Annotated in this window: 8 protein-coding genes, 6 tRNA genes and 3 rRNA genes; 15 read left to right on the top strand and 2 right to left on the bottom strand. The window is 41.4% G+C overall.

All coding sequences use genetic code 11. The annotated features are described in order from the left end of the window. Positions 1–16: 16 nt before the first annotated feature. Positions 17–2,203 (bottom strand): fatty acid oxidation complex subunit alpha FadB, encoded by a 2,187-nt coding sequence (gene fadB, locus AACL31_RS20470; protein ID WP_310512347.1) that lies wholly within the window; start codon positions 2,201–2,203, stop codon positions 17–19. 269 nt (positions 2,204–2,472) lie between these two features. Here fadB and pepQ point away from each other — a divergent pair, with 269 nt between their 5' ends. The 11 genes from pepQ to birA all read left to right on the top strand — a co-directional run bounded on the left by pepQ (position 2,473) and on the right by birA (position 14,386). Beyond that, entirely contained in the window at positions 2,473–3,807 is a 1,335-nt protein-coding gene (pepQ, locus tag AACL31_RS20465; protein ID WP_310512348.1) for a Xaa-Pro dipeptidase, read from the top strand. Beyond that, the gene (locus tag AACL31_RS20460; protein ID WP_310512349.1) at positions 3,807–4,418 is read left to right on the top strand and encodes an IMPACT family protein; all 612 of its coding nucleotides are present in this window, start codon (positions 3,807–3,809) and stop codon (positions 4,416–4,418) included. The genes pepQ and AACL31_RS20460 overlap by 1 nt, the downstream gene beginning before the upstream one ends. A 30-nt stretch (positions 4,419–4,448) precedes the next feature. Further along, complete coding sequence (gene trkH, locus AACL31_RS20455) at positions 4,449–5,900, top strand: Trk system potassium transporter TrkH (protein WP_310512350.1); 1,452 nt, start codon at positions 4,449–4,451, stop codon at positions 5,898–5,900. 27 nt (positions 5,901–5,927) lie between these two features. Beyond that, a complete protein-coding gene (gene hemG / locus AACL31_RS20450) occupies positions 5,928–6,455 on the top strand; it encodes a menaquinone-dependent protoporphyrinogen IX dehydrogenase (RefSeq protein WP_310509796.1) in 528 nt (175 codons plus the stop codon). 468 nt (positions 6,456–6,923) lie between these two features. After that, positions 6,924–8,467 (top strand): 16S ribosomal RNA (locus AACL31_RS20445). 66 nt (positions 8,468–8,533) lie between these two features. After that, positions 8,534–8,610, top strand: a tRNA-Ile gene (locus AACL31_RS20440). A gap of 67 nt (positions 8,611–8,677) precedes the next feature. Continuing rightward, positions 8,678–8,753 (top strand) — tRNA-Ala (locus AACL31_RS20435). Positions 8,754–9,089: 336 nt separating this feature from the next. After that, positions 9,090–11,981, top strand: a 23S ribosomal RNA gene (locus tag AACL31_RS20430). A gap of 154 nt (positions 11,982–12,135) precedes the next feature. Continuing rightward, positions 12,136–12,251, top strand: a 5S ribosomal RNA gene (gene rrf / locus AACL31_RS20425). Together the 16S, 23S and 5S rRNA genes with 2 tRNA genes alongside form the textbook arrangement of a ribosomal RNA operon. Positions 12,252–12,386: 135 nt before the next feature. Beyond that, positions 12,387–13,427 (top strand): UDP-N-acetylmuramate dehydrogenase, encoded by a 1,041-nt coding sequence (gene murB / locus AACL31_RS20420; RefSeq protein WP_310513079.1) that lies wholly within the window; start codon positions 12,387–12,389, stop codon positions 13,425–13,427. After that, complete coding sequence (gene birA, locus AACL31_RS20415; RefSeq protein ID WP_339053602.1) at positions 13,424–14,386, top strand: bifunctional biotin--[acetyl-CoA-carboxylase] ligase/biotin operon repressor BirA; 963 nt, start codon at positions 13,424–13,426, stop codon at positions 14,384–14,386. Before murB ends, birA begins: the two co-directional genes overlap by 4 nt. A gap of 41 nt (positions 14,387–14,427) precedes the next feature. Here birA and coaA read toward each other — a convergent pair whose 3' ends face one another. Then, positions 14,428–15,426 carry a type I pantothenate kinase gene (coaA, locus tag AACL31_RS20410; RefSeq protein WP_339053601.1) on the bottom strand — a complete coding sequence of 333 codons (999 nt, stop codon included), beginning with the start codon at positions 15,424–15,426 and terminating at the stop codon, positions 14,428–14,430. Between the two features lie 397 nt (positions 15,427–15,823). On the opposite strand from coaA, the gene AACL31_RS20405 reads away from it, so the two are divergent. The 4 genes from AACL31_RS20405 (at position 15,824) to AACL31_RS20390 (ending at position 16,263) form a co-directional block, all read left to right on the top strand. Next, a tRNA-Thr gene (locus tag AACL31_RS20405) sits at positions 15,824–15,899 on the top strand. Between the two features lie 24 nt (positions 15,900–15,923). Beyond that, positions 15,924–16,008, top strand: a tRNA-Tyr gene (locus AACL31_RS20400). Positions 16,009–16,106: 98 nt separating this feature from the next. Next, positions 16,107–16,181 (top strand) — tRNA-Gly (locus tag AACL31_RS20395). Between the two features lie 6 nt (positions 16,182–16,187). Then, positions 16,188–16,263, top strand: a tRNA-Thr gene (locus AACL31_RS20390). Positions 16,264–16,280: the final 17 nt, after the last annotated feature.

Genomic DNA, 16,280 nt, shown 5'->3' with positions numbered 1-16,280 from the left:
CACGACCTTAAGCCTATTATTTGCTGTTGAAGGTGATTTTTTCTGGCGTTGGATAATAACTTGCTTGTTTTTCTGCTTTGTTTTTTAAACTGTCAGGAATGGCATATAAAGGGCCTAAAGAGGCATATTTTTCCGCCATTTCGATAAAATTTTGGATACCGAAATTATCAAGATAGCAGACCGCACCACCTCGAAATGGCGGAAAACCTAAACCGTATACCAGGGCAATATCGGCTTCTGCTGGACTAGCAATAATGTGTTCATCTAAACAACGAACCACTTCATTAATCATCGGTATCATCATGCGCATGATAATATCTTGCTCAGTAAATTGTTTGCCAGTAGCGCCAATTTTGCTTAGTAAGTCTTTAATTTTAGGATCGCGTTGTTTCTGTATTTTTCCTTTTTTATCGGTAACGTATTGATAAAAACCAACGCCATTTTTCTGGCCGAAACGCTGATGATTAAATAGAACAGTAATAGCATCTTGATCAATTTTTGCCATACGTTCTGGAAAACTGTCAGCCATAACTTGTTGGGCGTGTTGCACGGTATCAATACCAATAACATCAATTAAATAAGCCGGCCCCATCGGCCAGCCAAATTGTTTTTCCATGATCTTATCGATTTGATAAAAATCAGCACCATCTTGTAATAGTAAATTAAAGCCAGATAAATAAGGGAATAGTACACGGTTAACAAAAAAACCTGGACAATCATTGACGACGATAGCTGTTTTACCCATTTTATTTGCGTAGGCAGTTATCATATCGATAGTTTTGGTGCTAGTTTTTTCGCCCTTAATGATTTCCACTAATGGCATTCGATGAACAGGATTAAAAAAATGCATGCCACAGAAATTTTCCGGCCGCTGTAAAACACTAGCTAATTTTGTGATGGGAATAGTTGAAGTATTGGAGGCTAATAGAGCATTTTGATTTAATAATTTTTCTGTTTCGGCTAAAACGACCGTTTTGACCTTTGGATCTTCAACCACCGCTTCGACAATAATTTGCGCATTTTCAATTCCAGAGTAATTTAGCGTTGGAGTAATTGAAGATAATATCTTCGCCATCTCCAGCGCTGAAATTTGCTTACGTTCAAATTGATTATTTAGCAATTTAGCGGCTTCATTCATACCTAACTGAAGAGATTTTTCATTAATATCTTTCATTATGATAGGTATACCCTTACGTGCTGATTGATAAGCAATACCACCACCCATGATACCAGCGCCAACAACGGCAGCTTTTATGGGGGCTTCAATGGATTGGCTTCTCTGTTTAGCTAAATTTTTAACATATTGATCATTGAGAAAAACTCTAATTAAAGCATGTGCTGCAGGGGTGTCAGTCAGTGGAATGAAAGCTTCAGTTTCCAATGATAACGCTTCTTTACGTCCACAATTGGCCGCTTTTTCGATAGTTTCTAACGCTTTCGATGGTGCTGGGTAATGTGAGCCTGCCGCTTTCATGACTAAACCTTTTGCGACATTAAAACTCATCGTTTGTTCTATTTTATTCAGTTTTAAAGGTTGGGTTTTAGATTGCCGTACCTGCTGCCAATCTAATCTGCTGGCAATCGCATTTTCCAATAGTACCAGGGCTGAATTTAGTAACTGTTCTTTGGCCACAATCGCATCAATTAGACCATTTTTTAAAGCGGTTTCGGCATCGATATCTTTTCCTGTGGTGATCATTTGTAGTGCATTATCTAAACCAATTAAGCGCGGTAGCCGTACTGAACCACCAAACCCAGGCATAATACCCAGTTTAACTTCTGGTAAACCAATTTTAAGATCGGGTGTAGCGATACGGTAATCTGTTGCTAATGCGCACTCACAGCCTCCTCCCAAAGCGTAACCATTAATGGCGGTTACGGTCGGAATGGGTAAGTCTTCGATACGATTAAAGATGCTGTTAGTAAAATTAAGCCATTGTTGAAGTTGTGACTTTGGTGCATTAAATAGCGAGAGAAATTGTTTAATATCTGCACCAACAATAAAAGTGGGTTTTTGTGAAATCAGAATAAGCCCTTTTAATTGACTTAGGATCTTTTTGTTTTCCAGTGAATCAATAGCTTTGTTTAGTGAATCAACGGTTTCTAAATCAAATTTATTAATGGTATTTGGCGAATTAAATACCAAATTTGCGATACCGGGTTTTATCCAATCAACCTGAATAGTATTACTTTGATAGAGCATACTGTTCTCCTATGATTTCCGTTTGGTACGACCAGGGATTAGCAGTGTGATTTTTTTGTTAAAAAAATGCAAATTAAGTATAAAAAATATGCTAGCCTGATCACAACAAATTCTATGGATTATTGAAAACCGCGCTAATACTTACTTATTTGTTTTTATTGATAAAAATGAGACACTTTAGTTGGGGAAAAGCATTTATTAAATTAATGATAATATTTAATCTGATATTTTGCTGAATATTAGAGATAAAAATAACAGGTGAACTAAAAATGGAAAATTTTGCTAGTCAATATCAAGAACATATTAAAACATTACAGCAACGTACCCAGAATGTTTTGAAAAATAATAAATTGAATGCCTTACTTATCCATTCTGGAGAGCCGAAAGGCGTTTTTCTTGATGACTACCATTATCCATTCAAAGCTAATCCACATTTCAAAGCTTGGCTACCTATTACTCAAGTTGCCCATTGTTGGTTATTAGTTGATGGAGTTAGTAAACCTAAATTGTGGTTTTATTCTCCAATTGATTATTGGCATAGTATTGATCCTCTACCGGACAGCTTTTGGCTAAAAGAGTTTGAGTTGTTCCATTTAAAGGAGGCTAATGATATTAAAAAATGGTTATTTCAGTTAGATAAAAAACATACTGGTTATATTGGTGAATCTATTGATCTAGCTAAAGAATTAGGTATTTCAGCGGTTAATATTAATCGCAAATCGGTATTAGATTATTTTCATTTTCATCGGGCTTATAAGACCAACTATGAATTGAGTTGCTTACAACAAGCGCAGAAAATGGCAATAGCTGGTCATCATGCCGCTAGTGAGGCTTTCTATCAGGGAGCGAGTGAATTTGATATTAATGTTAGTTACTTGCAGGCTACAGGTCAGCGAGATATCGACGTGCCATACAGTAATATTATTGCACTCAATGAAAATTGTTCAGTACTCCACTACACTAAATTGAAATATCAGCCACCAAAGAAAATGTATAGTTTTTTAATTGATGCGGGCGCTGAATATCACGGTTATGCAGCAGATATTACGCGTACTTATGCGGCTAAAAATAATGATGAATTTGCTAATTTGATTAACGGCTTGGATAGTAAACAGCAGATATTGATCGATACAATTAAAACCGGTATTCGCTATACTGAATATCATCAACAGATGCATCAACATATTGCATCTTTATTGCTAGATCATGGCATTATTTGCAATATCAGTGTAGAGACAATGATAGAAAAAGGGCTTACAACACCATTTTTCCCGCATGGCTTAGGCCATCTTTTGGGATTACAAGTTCATGATGTTGGTGGATTGATGCAGGATGAAACGGGAGAGTCTTTGGCTGCACCAGAATGTTATCCTTTCTTACGTTGCACTCGGATCTTACAACCTGGTATGGTATTAACTATTGAACCTGGTCTCTACTTCATCGAGACACTATTAGCTCCTTGGCGCGAAGGATCGTTTAGTAAATATTTTAACTGGTCTAAAATTGCGTCCTTTATGCCCTATGGTGGTATTCGTATCGAAGATAATATCATCATATATGAGAATAAAGTTGAAAATATGACACGTAATTTACATTTAAAATAATGAATGCTTATTTGATACCCGCAGAGTCGGTTGTTGTTACCGAAGAGATTAAAAAAATCCGTTTCATTACTTATTTGGAACATACTGATGGAATTGCAGAAGCAAAAAATTTTATCCAAACTATCAAACATAAATACCCTGATGCTCGCCATTATTGTTGGGCCTATGTTGCTGGTAGGCCTGATGATTGCCAAAAATTAGGCTTTTCCGATGATGGTGAGCCAACAGGAACGGCAGGTAAGCCGATGATCACTCAGTTATTAGCTAGCCATATTGGTGAAATTACTGTCGTTGTGGTGCGTTATTTTGGCGGTATTAAATTGGGAACTGGGGGCTTGGTTAGAGCTTATGGTAATAGTGTTCAACATGCACTTAACCTCTTAAACACCCAGCAAAAAGTGCTACAAAAATATTATTTAATACATTGTGAATATGTGTATATAAAAATGATTGAGCAATTAATACAACAATCAGCAGGGCAGATCCTAGCGCGAGAATATAGTGAAAATGTGATATTAGAAATTTCACTACCTATCAATGTTGAACAAAAGTTTGCGGATAAATTACGTAATTTAAGTAGAGGCGCATTAAATTTAACCCCTAAATCTTAATGTTATGACTAGATTCTCAAGGAACCACTCATGCATTTTCGAGCAATAACCCGAATTGTTGGGCTACTTGTTATCTTATTTTCTGTCACTATGATTATTCCAGGCATAGTGGCATTGATTTATCGAGATGGAGCAGGACGCGCCTTTAGCCAAACCTTTGTTGCGGCATTAATTATCGGATTGTTACTATGGATACCAAACAGAAACAATCGACATGATCTAAAACCTAAAGAAGGTTTTCTGATAGTCGCCCTTTTTTGGACCGTGTTAGGTAGTGTTGGAGCACTACCTTTTATTTTTTCTGATCGGCCTCATCTTTCGGTTACCGATGCTTTTTTTGAATCTTTTTCCGGTTTAACAACAACTGGAGCAACCACATTGGTTGGGTTAGACACTTTACCCAAAGCAATACTCTTTTATCGACAGATGCTACAGTGGTTAGGTGGTATGGGAATTATTGTTTTAGCGGTAGCCATATTACCTTTATTAGGCGTAGGTGGAATGCAGCTTTATCGGGCAGAAATGCCTGGCCCACTTAAAGACAATAAAATGCGTCCAAGGATTGCAGAAACGGCAAAGACACTTTGGTTAATCTATGTTTTGCTTACTATAGTCTGCGCGATAGCATTATGGGGCGCTGGCATGGATGTTTTTGATGCTATCTCCCATAGTTTTTCTACTGTCGCTATTGGTGGATTTTCTACTCATGACCAAAGTATTGGCTACTTTAATAGCCCTGCTATTAATACCATTATTGCTATTTTTTTGCTGATTTCTGGCTGTAATTTTGGTCTTCATTTTGCCGTATTATCTGGTCGTAGTCTGACAATTTACTGGCGTGATCCTGAATTTAGAGTATTTATCGGTTTTCAAATAGTTTTGATAATCATTTGTACGTTAGTACTTCTATATCATTCAGTTTATGACTCTCTATTACAAACATTTGATCAAGCCTTTTTTCAGGTTGTCTCTGTCGCAACAACAGCCGGTTATAGTACCGATGGGTTTGCAAATTGGCCGCTTTTTCTACCGATATTGTTACTTTGTGCTGCTTTTGTCGGTGGGTGTGCAGGATCAACTGGAGGTGGATTAAAAGTTATTCGAATTTTACTATTATTCTTGCAGGGTTCACGGGAGTTAAAACGGTTAGTACATCCAAATGCTGTTTACACGATAAAATTAGGCTCCAGGGCATTACCTGAACGTATTATTGAAGCTGTTTGGGGTTTTTTTTCTGCTTATGCATTGGTTTTTATTATAAGTTTATTATTGTTAATTGCTACCGGTGTAGATGAGTTTTCTGCTTTTGCCGCAATTGCGGCAACACTGAATAATTTAGGGCCAGGATTAGGCTCGGTAGCTGAAAACTTTACTACCATGAATCCAACGGGAAAATGGATCTTAATAGTCACTATGTTATTTGGCCGATTGGAAGTGTTCACTTTACTTGTTCTTTTCACTCCAACCTTTTGGCGGGAATAATCATTTATATAATTTTATAGGTAACACATGAGCTATTTGCTACTTTATTCTGGTGAAAATGGTCAGACTAAAAAAATAATACTTAAAATTACTGAATATTTACGTAAAGAAGGTAAGCAATGTGATGTTAGAGATTTAAATATGGATAAAAATTTTAATCTTTCTGTCTACCAAAAAGTATTAGTCGGTGCTTCAATCCGTTATGGTCATTTTAATCCTGCAGTGTTGAGTTTTGCGCAAAATCACCAAAAAGAGTTGAATACTATGCCAAGTGCATTTTTTGGCGTTAATTTGACGGCCAGAAAACAGGGCAAAGATACACCTGAAACAAATGTTTATGTACGTAAATTTTTAGCTAAAATTCCGTGGCAACCAACTATTACTAATGTGTTTGCCGGAGCGCTACGTTATCCCCAATATAAATGGTTAGATCGTATTATGATCCAATTTATTATGAAAATAACAGGTGGAGAAACGAATACAAATAAAGAGGTTGAATATACTGATTGGCAAAAAGTCGAATACTTTGCGCGTGAATTTAATGCGCTTAAATAAAAATTTGATTAAAAATTGCTATTTTTTCTGCTTTTTGTCGAAAAAAAGAGCAAACGACTAAAGTTTACAAATTATTGCTTGCCAGCTGCGTAAAACTGCCTATAATGCGCCCCCACTGAGTCAGTATAGAACGAATCAATTGGATTGAATTTTCTTGACGCAGGGTAAAGAAAAGTAGAAATAACTACTTGACTTTACAGGTGAAAAGCGTAATATTCGCCACCTCGCGGCCTGGGTCGCACGCTCTTTAACAATTAATCAGACAATCTGTGTGGGCACTCGCAAGACATCATCAAAAAATATTTGATTTTAAAGTCTTGAAGAGTGACAAAACAGTTAATTCATATATGAACTAATATGCAGTAACGTTATTTTGGTCGGCAGCGGCGAAGGTGGTCAAACATCGGCAAAGGGAGTTGAACAAAAGGGCGTTACGGTCAGTAAAACATTCTTTGAGCATCAAGCTTTTAATTGAAGAGTTTGATCATGGCTCAGATTGAACGCTGGCGGCAGGCCTAACACATGCAAGTCGAGCGGCAGCGGAAGGAAGCTTGCTTCCTTGCCGGCGAGCGGCGGACGGGTGAGTAAGGTATGGGGATCTGGCCGAAGGCGGGGGATAACCACTGGAAACGGTGGCTAATACCGCATAATCTCTAAGGAGCAAAGTGGGGGACCGTTCTGGCCTCACACCTTCGGATGAACCCATATGAGATTAGCTAGTAGGTGGGGTAAGGGCTCACCTAGGCGACGATCTCTAGCTGGTCTGAGAGGATGATCAGCCACACTGGGACTGAGACACGGCCCAGACTCCTACGGGAGGCAGCAGTGGGGAATATTGCACAATGGGCGCAAGCCTGATGCAGCCATGCCGCGTGTATGAAGAAGGCCTTCGGGTTGTAAAGTACTTTCAGTCGTGAGGAAGGTGTTAGGGTTAATAACCTTAGCAATTGACGTTAGCGACAGAAGAAGCACCGGCTAACTCCGTGCCAGCAGCCGCGGTAATACGGAGGGTGCGAGCGTTAATCGGAATTACTGGGCGTAAAGGGCACGCAGGCGGTTAATTAAGTTGGATGTGAAATCCCCGGGCTTAACCTGGGAATGGCATTCAAGACTGGTTAGCTAGAGTCTTGTAGAGGGGGGTAGAATTCCATGTGTAGCAGTGAAATGCGTAGAGATGTGGAGGAATACCGGTGGCGAAGGCGGCCCCCTGGACAAAGACTGACGCTCATGTGCGAAAGCGTGGGGAGCAAACAGGATTAGATACCCTGGTAGTCCACGCTGTAAACGATGTCGATTTGGAGGTTGTGGTCATGAACTGTGGCCTCCGGAGCTAACGCGTTAAATCGACCGCCTGGGGAGTACGGCCGCAAGGTTAAAACTCAAATGAATTGACGGGGGCCCGCACAAGCGGTGGAGCATGTGGTTTAATTCGATGCAACGCGAAGAACCTTACCTACTCTTGACATCCAGCGAATCCTTTAGAGATAGAGGAATGCCTTCGGGAGCGCTGAGACAGGTGCTGCATGGCTGTCGTCAGCTCGTGTTGTGAAATGTTGGGTTAAGTCCCGCAACGAGCGCAACCCTTATCCTTTGTTGCCAGCGAGTAGAGTCGGGAACTCAAAGGAGACTGCCGGTGATAAACCGGAGGAAGGTGGGGATGACGTCAAGTCATCATGGCCCTTACGAGTAGGGCTACACACGTGCTACAATGGCGTATACAGAGAGAGGCGAGCCAGCGATGGGAAGCGGAACTCAGAAAGTACGTCGAAGTCCGGATTGGAGTCTGCAACTCGACTCCATGAAGTCGGAATCGCTAGTAATCGCGGATCAGCATGTCGCGGTGAATACGTTCCCGGGCCTTGTACACACCGCCCGTCACACCATGGGAGTGGGTTGCAAAAGAAGTAGGTAGCTTAACCTTTTGGATGGCGCTTACCACTTTGTGATTCATGACTGGGGTGAAGTCGTAACAAGGTAACCGTAGGGGAACCTGCGGTTGGATCACCTCCTTACCTAGATAGATGGAATGTGAGTGTTCACACAGATTGTCTGATGAAGATTGAGCAGAAGGTATCATTAGGCTTGTAGCTCAGGTGGTTAGAGCGCACCCCTGATAAGGGTGAGGTCGGTGGTTCAAGTCCACTCAGGCCTACCAACATTGCCGATGGAAGTGGCTGAAAGGCAAGGTTAGCAGTAAGGTGTAATGATACGACAATCTTAATGGGGCTATAGCTCAGCTGGGAGAGCGCCTGCTTTGCACGCAGGAGGTCAGCGGTTCGATCCCGCTTAGCTCCACCATATTGCAAGATAAAAATAGAAAAAAAGTTATTCAGAGCAGGCTGGCAACAGTATGCTGCGAATAATAATGCTCTTTAACAATCTGGAACAAGCTGAAAATTGAAACACACATTATTGAAAAAATAGTGTGGAGGACTCTCAAAACTCCAATCAGTTGGGTTTTAGTTGTCATGATGAAGCGTTATGAGCGAGCAGTCAGCAATTCGAGGCGGCCAGCGCACAGCAAGCGCAGCGTACTAAAGTACGTGAGCATTGCGCGCACTGCCCAACAAAGAATTGGTGGACGCGCAGCCATAACCCAACAAAAAGACAGTAGAAGACACCTTCGGGTTGTGAGGTTAAGCGAATGAAGCGTACACGGTGGATGCCTAGGCAGTCAGAGGCGATGAAGGACGTGCTAATCTGCGAAAAGCGTCGGTAAGCTGATATGAAGCGTACTAGCCGGCGATGTCCGAATGGGGAAACCCAGTGCATTAATGCACTATCGTTTGATGAATTCATAGTCAAACGAGGCGAACCGGGGGAACTGAAACATCTCAGTACCCCGAGGAAAAGAAATCAACCGAGATTCCCCCAGTAGCGGCGAGCGAACGGGGAGCAGCCCAGAGTCAACATCAATATTTACCGCAGGAGAAGGGTCTGGAAAGGCCGGCAATAAAGGGTGATAGCCCCGTATCTGAAACGGTAAGTGTTGTGAACTCGAAGAGTAGGGCGGGACACGTGTTATCCTGTCTGAATATGGGGGGACCATCCTCCAAGGCTAAATACTCCTGACTGACCGATAGTGAACCAGTACCGTGAGGGAAAGGCGAAAAGAACCCCGGCAAGGGGAGTGAAATAGAACCTGAAATCGTGTACGTACAAGCAGTGGGGGCACCCGAAAGGGTGTGACTGCGTACCTTTTGTATAATGGGTCAGCGACTTATATTCTGTAGCAAGGTTAACCGCATAGGGGAGCCGTAGGGAAACCGAGTCTTAACTAGGCGTTAAGTTGCAGGGTATAGACCCGAAACCCGGTGATCTAGCCATGGGCGGGTTGAAGGTTGGGTAACACTAACTGGAGGACCGAACCGACTAATGTTGAAAAATTAGCGGATGACTTGTGGCTGGGGGTGAAAGGCCAATCAAACCGGGAGATAGCTGGTTCTCCCCGAAAGCTATTTAGGTAGCGCCTCGTGAATTCATCTTCGGGGGTAGAGCACTGTTTCGGCTAGGGGGTCATCCCGACTTACCAACCCGATGCAAACTACGAATACCGAAGAATGTTATCACGGGAGACACACGGCGGGTGCTAACGTCCGTCGTGAAGAGGGAAACAACCCAGACCGCCAGCTAAGGTCCCCAAGTCATGGTTAAGTGGGAAGGCTTAGACAGCCAGGATGTTGGCTTAGAAGCAGCCATCATTTAAAGAAAGTGTAATAGCTCACTGGTCGAGTCGGCCTGCGCGGAAGATGTAACAGGGCTAAACCATGCACCGAAGCTGCGGCAGCGACATTTAGATGTTGTTGGGTAGGTGAGCGTTCTGTAAGCCGTAGAAGGTGGACTGAGAGGTCTGCTGGAGGTATCAGAAGTGCGAATGCTGACATAAGTAACGATAAAGCGGGTGAAAAACCCGCTCGCCGAAAGACCAAGGTTTCCTGTCCAACGTTAATCGGGGCAGGGTAAGTCGACCCCTAAGGCGAGGCTGAAAAGCGTAGTCGATGGGAAACGGGTTAATATTCCCGTACTAAGGGTTACTGCGAAGGGGGGACGGAGAAGGCTAGGCTATCCGGGCGACGGTTGTCCCGGTTTAAGCGAGTAGGTGGGTAGTGCAGGCAAATCCGCACTGCTACAACACTGAGACGTGATGACGAGCCACCAAGGTGGTGAAGTAGTTGATGCGCAGCTTCCAGGAAAAGCCTCTAAGCGATAGGTAATCATTAATCGTACCCCAAACCGACACAGGTGGTTAGGTAGAGAATACTCAGGCGCTTGAGAGAACTCGGGTGAAGGAACTAGGCAAAATGGTGCCGTAACTTCGGGAGAAGGCACGCTGGCATTAGGTGAAGGGTCTTGCATCCGGAGCTGAAGCCAGTCGAAGATACCAGCTGGCTGCAACTGTTTATTAAAAACACAGCACTGTGCAAACACGAAAGTGGACGTATACGGTGTGACGCCTGCCCGGTGCTGGAAGGTTAATTGATGGGGTAAGCCGTAAGGCGAAGCTCTTGATCGAAGCCCCAGTAAACGGCGGCCGTAACTATAACGGTCCTAAGGTAGCGAAATTCCTTGTCGGGTAAGTTCCGACCTGCACGAATGGCGTAATGATGGCCAGGCTGTCTCCACCCGAGACTCAGTGAAATTGAACTCGCTGTGAAGATGCAGTGTACCCGCGGCAAGACGGAAAGACCCCGTGAACCTTTACTATAGCTTGACACTGAACATTGAGCCTTGATGTGTAGGATAGGTGGGAGGCTTTGAAGTGTGGACGCCAGTCTGCATGGAGCCAACGTTGAAATACCACCCTTTAATGTTTGATGTTCTAACTTAGGCCCGTAATCCGGGCTGAGGACAGTGTCTGGTGGGTAGTTTGACTGGGGCGGTCTCCTCCCAAAGCGTAACGGAGGAGCACGAAGGTTGGCTAATCACGGTCGGACATCGTGAGGTTAGTGCAAAGGCATAAGCCAGCTTGACTGCGAGCGTGACGGCGCGAGCAGGTACGAAAGTAGGTCTTAGTGATCCGGTGGTTCTGAATGGAAGGGCCATCGCTCAACGGATAAAAGGTACTCCGGGGATAACAGGCTGATACCGCCCAAGAGTTCATATCGACGGCGGTGTTTGGCACCTCGATGTCGGCTCATCACATCCTGGGGCTGAAGTAGGTCCCAAGGGTATGGCTGTTCGCCATTTAAAGTGGTACGCGAGCTGGGTTTAGAACGTCGTGAGACAGTTCGGTCCCTATCTGTCGTGGGCGAAGGAAGATTGAGGGGGGCTGCTCCTAGTACGAGAGGACCGGAGTGGACGCACCACTGGTGTACAGGTTGTCATGCCAATGGCATCGCCTGGTAGCTAAGTGCGGAAGAGATAACCGCTGAAAGCATCTAAGCGGGAAACTTGCCTCAAGATGAGTCTTCCCTGACAGTAATGTCCTATAAGGGGTGTTCGAGACGAGGACGTAGATAGGCTGGGTGTGTAAGCGTAGCGATACGTTGAGCTAACCAGTACTAATGACCCGAGAGGCTTAACCTGACAACACCGAAGGTGTTTTGAGAGAGAGAATTTTAGCTTGTTTTGAGATTGAATCTGGTCGAATTTTACTGAAGGCCGAGGTGTGTTCGCTACTGAGGTAGGTGAGCAGACTGTAAGGCAGCGAAATAAGACGGGATAAATAGAAAAGAATTTGTTTGGCGGTAATAGCGCGGTGGTCCCACCTGACCCCATGCCGAACTCAGAAGTGAAATGCCGTAGCGCCGATGGTAGTGTGGGGTCTCCCCATGTGAGAGTAGGGAGCTGCCAGACTTTGATTATGTTAAGAAAGCCACCCAAGGGTGGCTTTTTGACGTTTTATTGTTTGATTTTGTAACTCTTATCTATTCTCTATATATCTACATTAATAGACTATATAATTACTATATATTAATTGAGTTTTGATATATGCATTCTGATAATCATAATGAATTAAAAAAATATAATACTTTTAGTCTTGATGCTAAGGCAAAAGCAATATACTCGGCTACTTCAGTAGAAGAGTTGCTTATGTTATGGAAAAATGCACGACTAAAAGGGTGGCCTATTTTATTATTGGGCGGCGGGAGTAATGTTCTCTTCATTAGTGACTTTGATGGCCTGGTTATTTTAAATCGAATTATGGCGTTAGAGATAACTGAATCAGCTAAGGAATGGTTTATTCATGTTGGCGCAGGAAATAATTGGCATCAATTGGTTGAAACACTTATAAAAAATGGCATCTATGGATTAGAAAATATGGCGTTAATTCCGGGATCTGTAGGGGCAGCGCCTATACAAAATATCGGTGCTTATGGTATGGAATTTAAAGATGCATGTCACTATGTCGATATTGTTAATCTAAATAATGGTCAACAATATCGTTTAGATGTCGCTGAATGTCAATTTGGTTATCGGGATAGTATTTTTAAGCATAAATATCGTGAAAATTTTGCTATTGTTGCAGTTGGTCTGAAGCTTAACAAACTATGGCAACCCAGATTAACATATGCTGGTTTGACTTCCTTAGCAGCACAAACAGTGACAGCGGAAACTATCTTTGACGCTGTTTGTAAAATCCGGCAAAGTAAGTTACCTGATCCATTTTTGGTAGGAAATGCGGGTAGTTTTTTTAAAAATCCCGTTATTTCTAGTATGGCGGCAAATGAAATAAAGGCCCATTATCCTCGATGTCCAGAATATCTTCAAATTGATGGTACAGTAAAGCTTGCTGCTGGATGGCTCATTGATCAATGTGATCTAAAGGGTTATCAATGTGGTGGCGCGGCAGTACATAAGGAGCAAGCATTGATTTTAATTAATAAAAATAATGCGACTGGAGAAGATATTGTAGATTTAGCCCGTTATATCCGAAAAAAGGTTATAGAGAAATTTGCTATTACACTAGAACCAGAAGTGCGTTTTATTGGTAAATATGGTGAATTAAATGCTATGGATGCTATTTCATGAAAGATGTAACTATTCCTTTAAAACTCATCAAAATACTTTCTGATGGTAGTATACATTCAGGCGAGCAGTTGGGTGAATTACTTGGCATGACGCGAGCTGGTATTAATAAACATATTCACACACTACGTAAATGGGGTATTGAGGTTAATACTATTACTAGTAAGGGTTACCAACTTACTAGAAAAATGGATTTATTAGACTACGAGCGAATTTATGGTTTAGTGAGACGCGGAAATATAATAGTAAAACCGGTTATTAATTCTACCAATCAATATCTACTTGAGCGCATTGATCAATTAAGTTCTGGTGATGCTTGTGTTGCAGAATATCAAACAGCCGGTAGAGGGAGGCGTGGTCGATATTGGGCTTCTCCTTTCGGCTGTAATCTTTATTTATCATTGTACTGGCATTTAGACCAAGGGCCGGCTGCTGCCATGGGTCTAAGCTTGGTTGCGGGGATTGTGATAGCTGAGACCCTTAATAAATTGAGCGGTAGTAATATAAAAGTTAAATGGCCTAATGATCTTTATCTTAATGAAAAAAAGTTTGCAGGTATTTTAATTGAAATGGTAGGTAAAACTGGCGATGCGGCACATATTGTGATTGGTATTGGGCTTAATATTGCAATGAGTCGTAATTATGAAACAAATATTAATCAAGGATGGATTAATCTTGAGCAGGCTGGTATTCAAATAGAAAGAAATGTGATCGCAGGTCAGATCATTATGGCATTACGTCATGAATTAGTGCAATTTGAGAAATATGGTCTTGTTCCTTTTATTAAGCGTTGGCTGGAGTTGGATAATTTTTTACATAAAAAAGTAAGATTACATATTGGTGATCACCTTGAAATCGGTATCGTGAAAGGTATTAATGAACACGGCGCAATTTTGTTAGAACAAAATGGTGAAATTGTTTCTTATATAGGTGGTGAAATTTCATTACGGCCAGATAATTAGAACAATTGAGTCGAAGCTAATCATCGACTCAATGTCTGAAATTATTTTCTTAATCTAACATTTGTAATTGAATGATTAGAGCCTTTAGTCATGATCAAACTGGCTCTTTCTTTGGTTGGTATTATATTCTCTTCCAAATTTATTTTATTAATTTCTTCCCATATTGTTTTAGCTGTATTGATCGCTTCTTCTTGCTCTAATTTAGAATAATGGTAGAAATAGGCGTGAGGGTCGGAAAAAGCGCCTTGGCAAAATTTCAAAAATCGACTGATATACCATTTTTTCAATAAATTTTCCGGGGCATCAACATAAATTGAAAAATCGACAAAGTCAGATACAAAAACATGATGGGGAGCATGCGGATAATCCATTCCGCTTTGCAAAACGTTTAAACCTTCCAAAATAAGAATATCAGGCTGCTCAATCACTTGCTTTTTATCGGGAACGATATCATAAGTAAAATGGGAGTATACCGGAGCGGTAACCTGTTTGACTCCAGATTTTATATCAGAAACAAATTTTACTAAACGGTGCATATCATAGGATTGCGGAAATCCTTTTTTCTTCATTATTCCACGTTCGTTTAAAATCTGATTTGGGTATAAGAAACCATCTGTTGTAATAAGATCAACTTTACGATGCTCGGGCCACCGACTTAATAAAGTTTGTAATAGGCGAGCTGTGGTACTTTTACCAACTGCAACACTGCCTGCAATACCGATAACATAAGGTACTTTAGTACCATTAGTACCATTAGTACCATTAGTACCATTAGTACCATTAGTACCATTAGTACCTAAGAATTGTTGTAAAACTGTTTGTCTACGTAAATTTGAACTGATATAGAAATTAAGTAGCCGTGAAATAGGAAGATAAATTTTATTTACTTCATCCATTGAAATTTCATCATTGATACCCTTCAGTTCCAGCAACTCTTTATCCGTTAGTAGCTCTAGTGGAACAGAATCACGTAATGTTGCCCAATGTTCACGATCAAATTCTAAATAAGGTGTTATTGAAAAGTTTTGTTGTTGTTTCATAAGTCAACATTTACCTGTGTACAGGTTGTCATAATCATTCATAACCAATAAAAAAATAGATTGCATAATAACGATTGAATATCTTTAGGCGTAGAGTTTTTTCTGTTTTTTTTGTATTAATTAAATAATTGATCACAATTCATCCGTTTTTTATTTTTAGCAATGAAATAATATTGTATGTTTTACGATACGTTTTTATTAGTGAGAAAAATTTGATGTCATTTTTCACTAGAGTAAATAGTAAATAAAAAATTTATACTGTTGAGTATTTAAACATTTACTATAGAAAAAAGCAGCAAAAAAGGTTAAAGTGAGTGTTTTATAAGCAAAAGAACAAATATTTTAATTTTTTTGTTGCAACATGCTCGTTCTCTACCTAGAATGCGCAGCACCTGATGCCGGCATAGCTCAGTTGGTAGAGCAACTGACTTGTAATCAGTAGGTCCCGAGTTCGACTCTTGGTGCCGGCACCATTAAAAATTTGAATATAAGTAAAAGGTGGGATTCCCGAGCGGCCAAAGGGAGCAGACTGTAAATCTGCCGTCACAGACTTCGAAGGTTCGAATCCTTCTCCCACCACCATAAGTTTCATCTTAAGTGTTCAGCTTAAAATGCTACCTCGATGCAAAATACTTAAGATAAAATTTGCAGCTGATTAAAGTCAGGTAGCCGAGTTCATCGCGGGCATCGTATAATGGCTATTACCTCAGCCTTCCAAGCTGATGATGCGGGTTCGATTCCCGCTGCCCGCTCCAAGATGTGCTGATATAGCTCAGTTGGTAGAGCACACCCTTGGTAAGGGTGAGGTCGGCAGTTCGAATCTGCCTATCAGCACCACTCCTAGAATGTGTTCT

The organism is Arsenophonus endosymbiont of Crataerina pallida, from assembly GCF_964020125.1.
In the GTDB taxonomy this organism is placed as follows: Bacteria; Pseudomonadota; Gammaproteobacteria; order Enterobacterales; family Enterobacteriaceae; genus Arsenophonus; species Arsenophonus nilaparvatae.
The sequence above is the reverse complement of the archived record's forward strand: the minus strand, read 5'-3'. Positions and strand labels throughout refer to the sequence as shown.

Coding starts and splice junctions, on each gene's coding strand:
- trkH (WP_310512350.1), top strand. CDS start 4,449: ATGCATTTTCGAGCAATAACCCGAATTGTTGGGCTACTTGTTATCTTA.
- pepQ (WP_310512348.1), top strand. CDS start 2,473: ATGGAAAATTTTGCTAGTCAATATCAAGAACATATTAAAACATTACAG.
- murB (WP_310513079.1), top strand. CDS start 12,387: ATGCATTCTGATAATCATAATGAATTAAAAAAATATAATACTTTTAGT.
- hemG (WP_310509796.1), top strand. CDS start 5,928: ATGAGCTATTTGCTACTTTATTCTGGTGAAAATGGTCAGACTAAAAAA.
- fadB (WP_310512347.1), bottom strand. CDS start 2,203: ATGCTCTATCAAAGTAATACTATTCAGGTTGATTGGATAAAACCCGGT.
- AACL31_RS20460 (WP_310512349.1), top strand. CDS start 3,807: ATGAATGCTTATTTGATACCCGCAGAGTCGGTTGTTGTTACCGAAGAG.
- birA (WP_339053602.1), top strand. CDS start 13,424: ATGAAAGATGTAACTATTCCTTTAAAACTCATCAAAATACTTTCTGAT.
- coaA (WP_339053601.1), bottom strand. CDS start 15,426: ATGAAACAACAACAAAACTTTTCAATAACACCTTATTTAGAATTTGAT.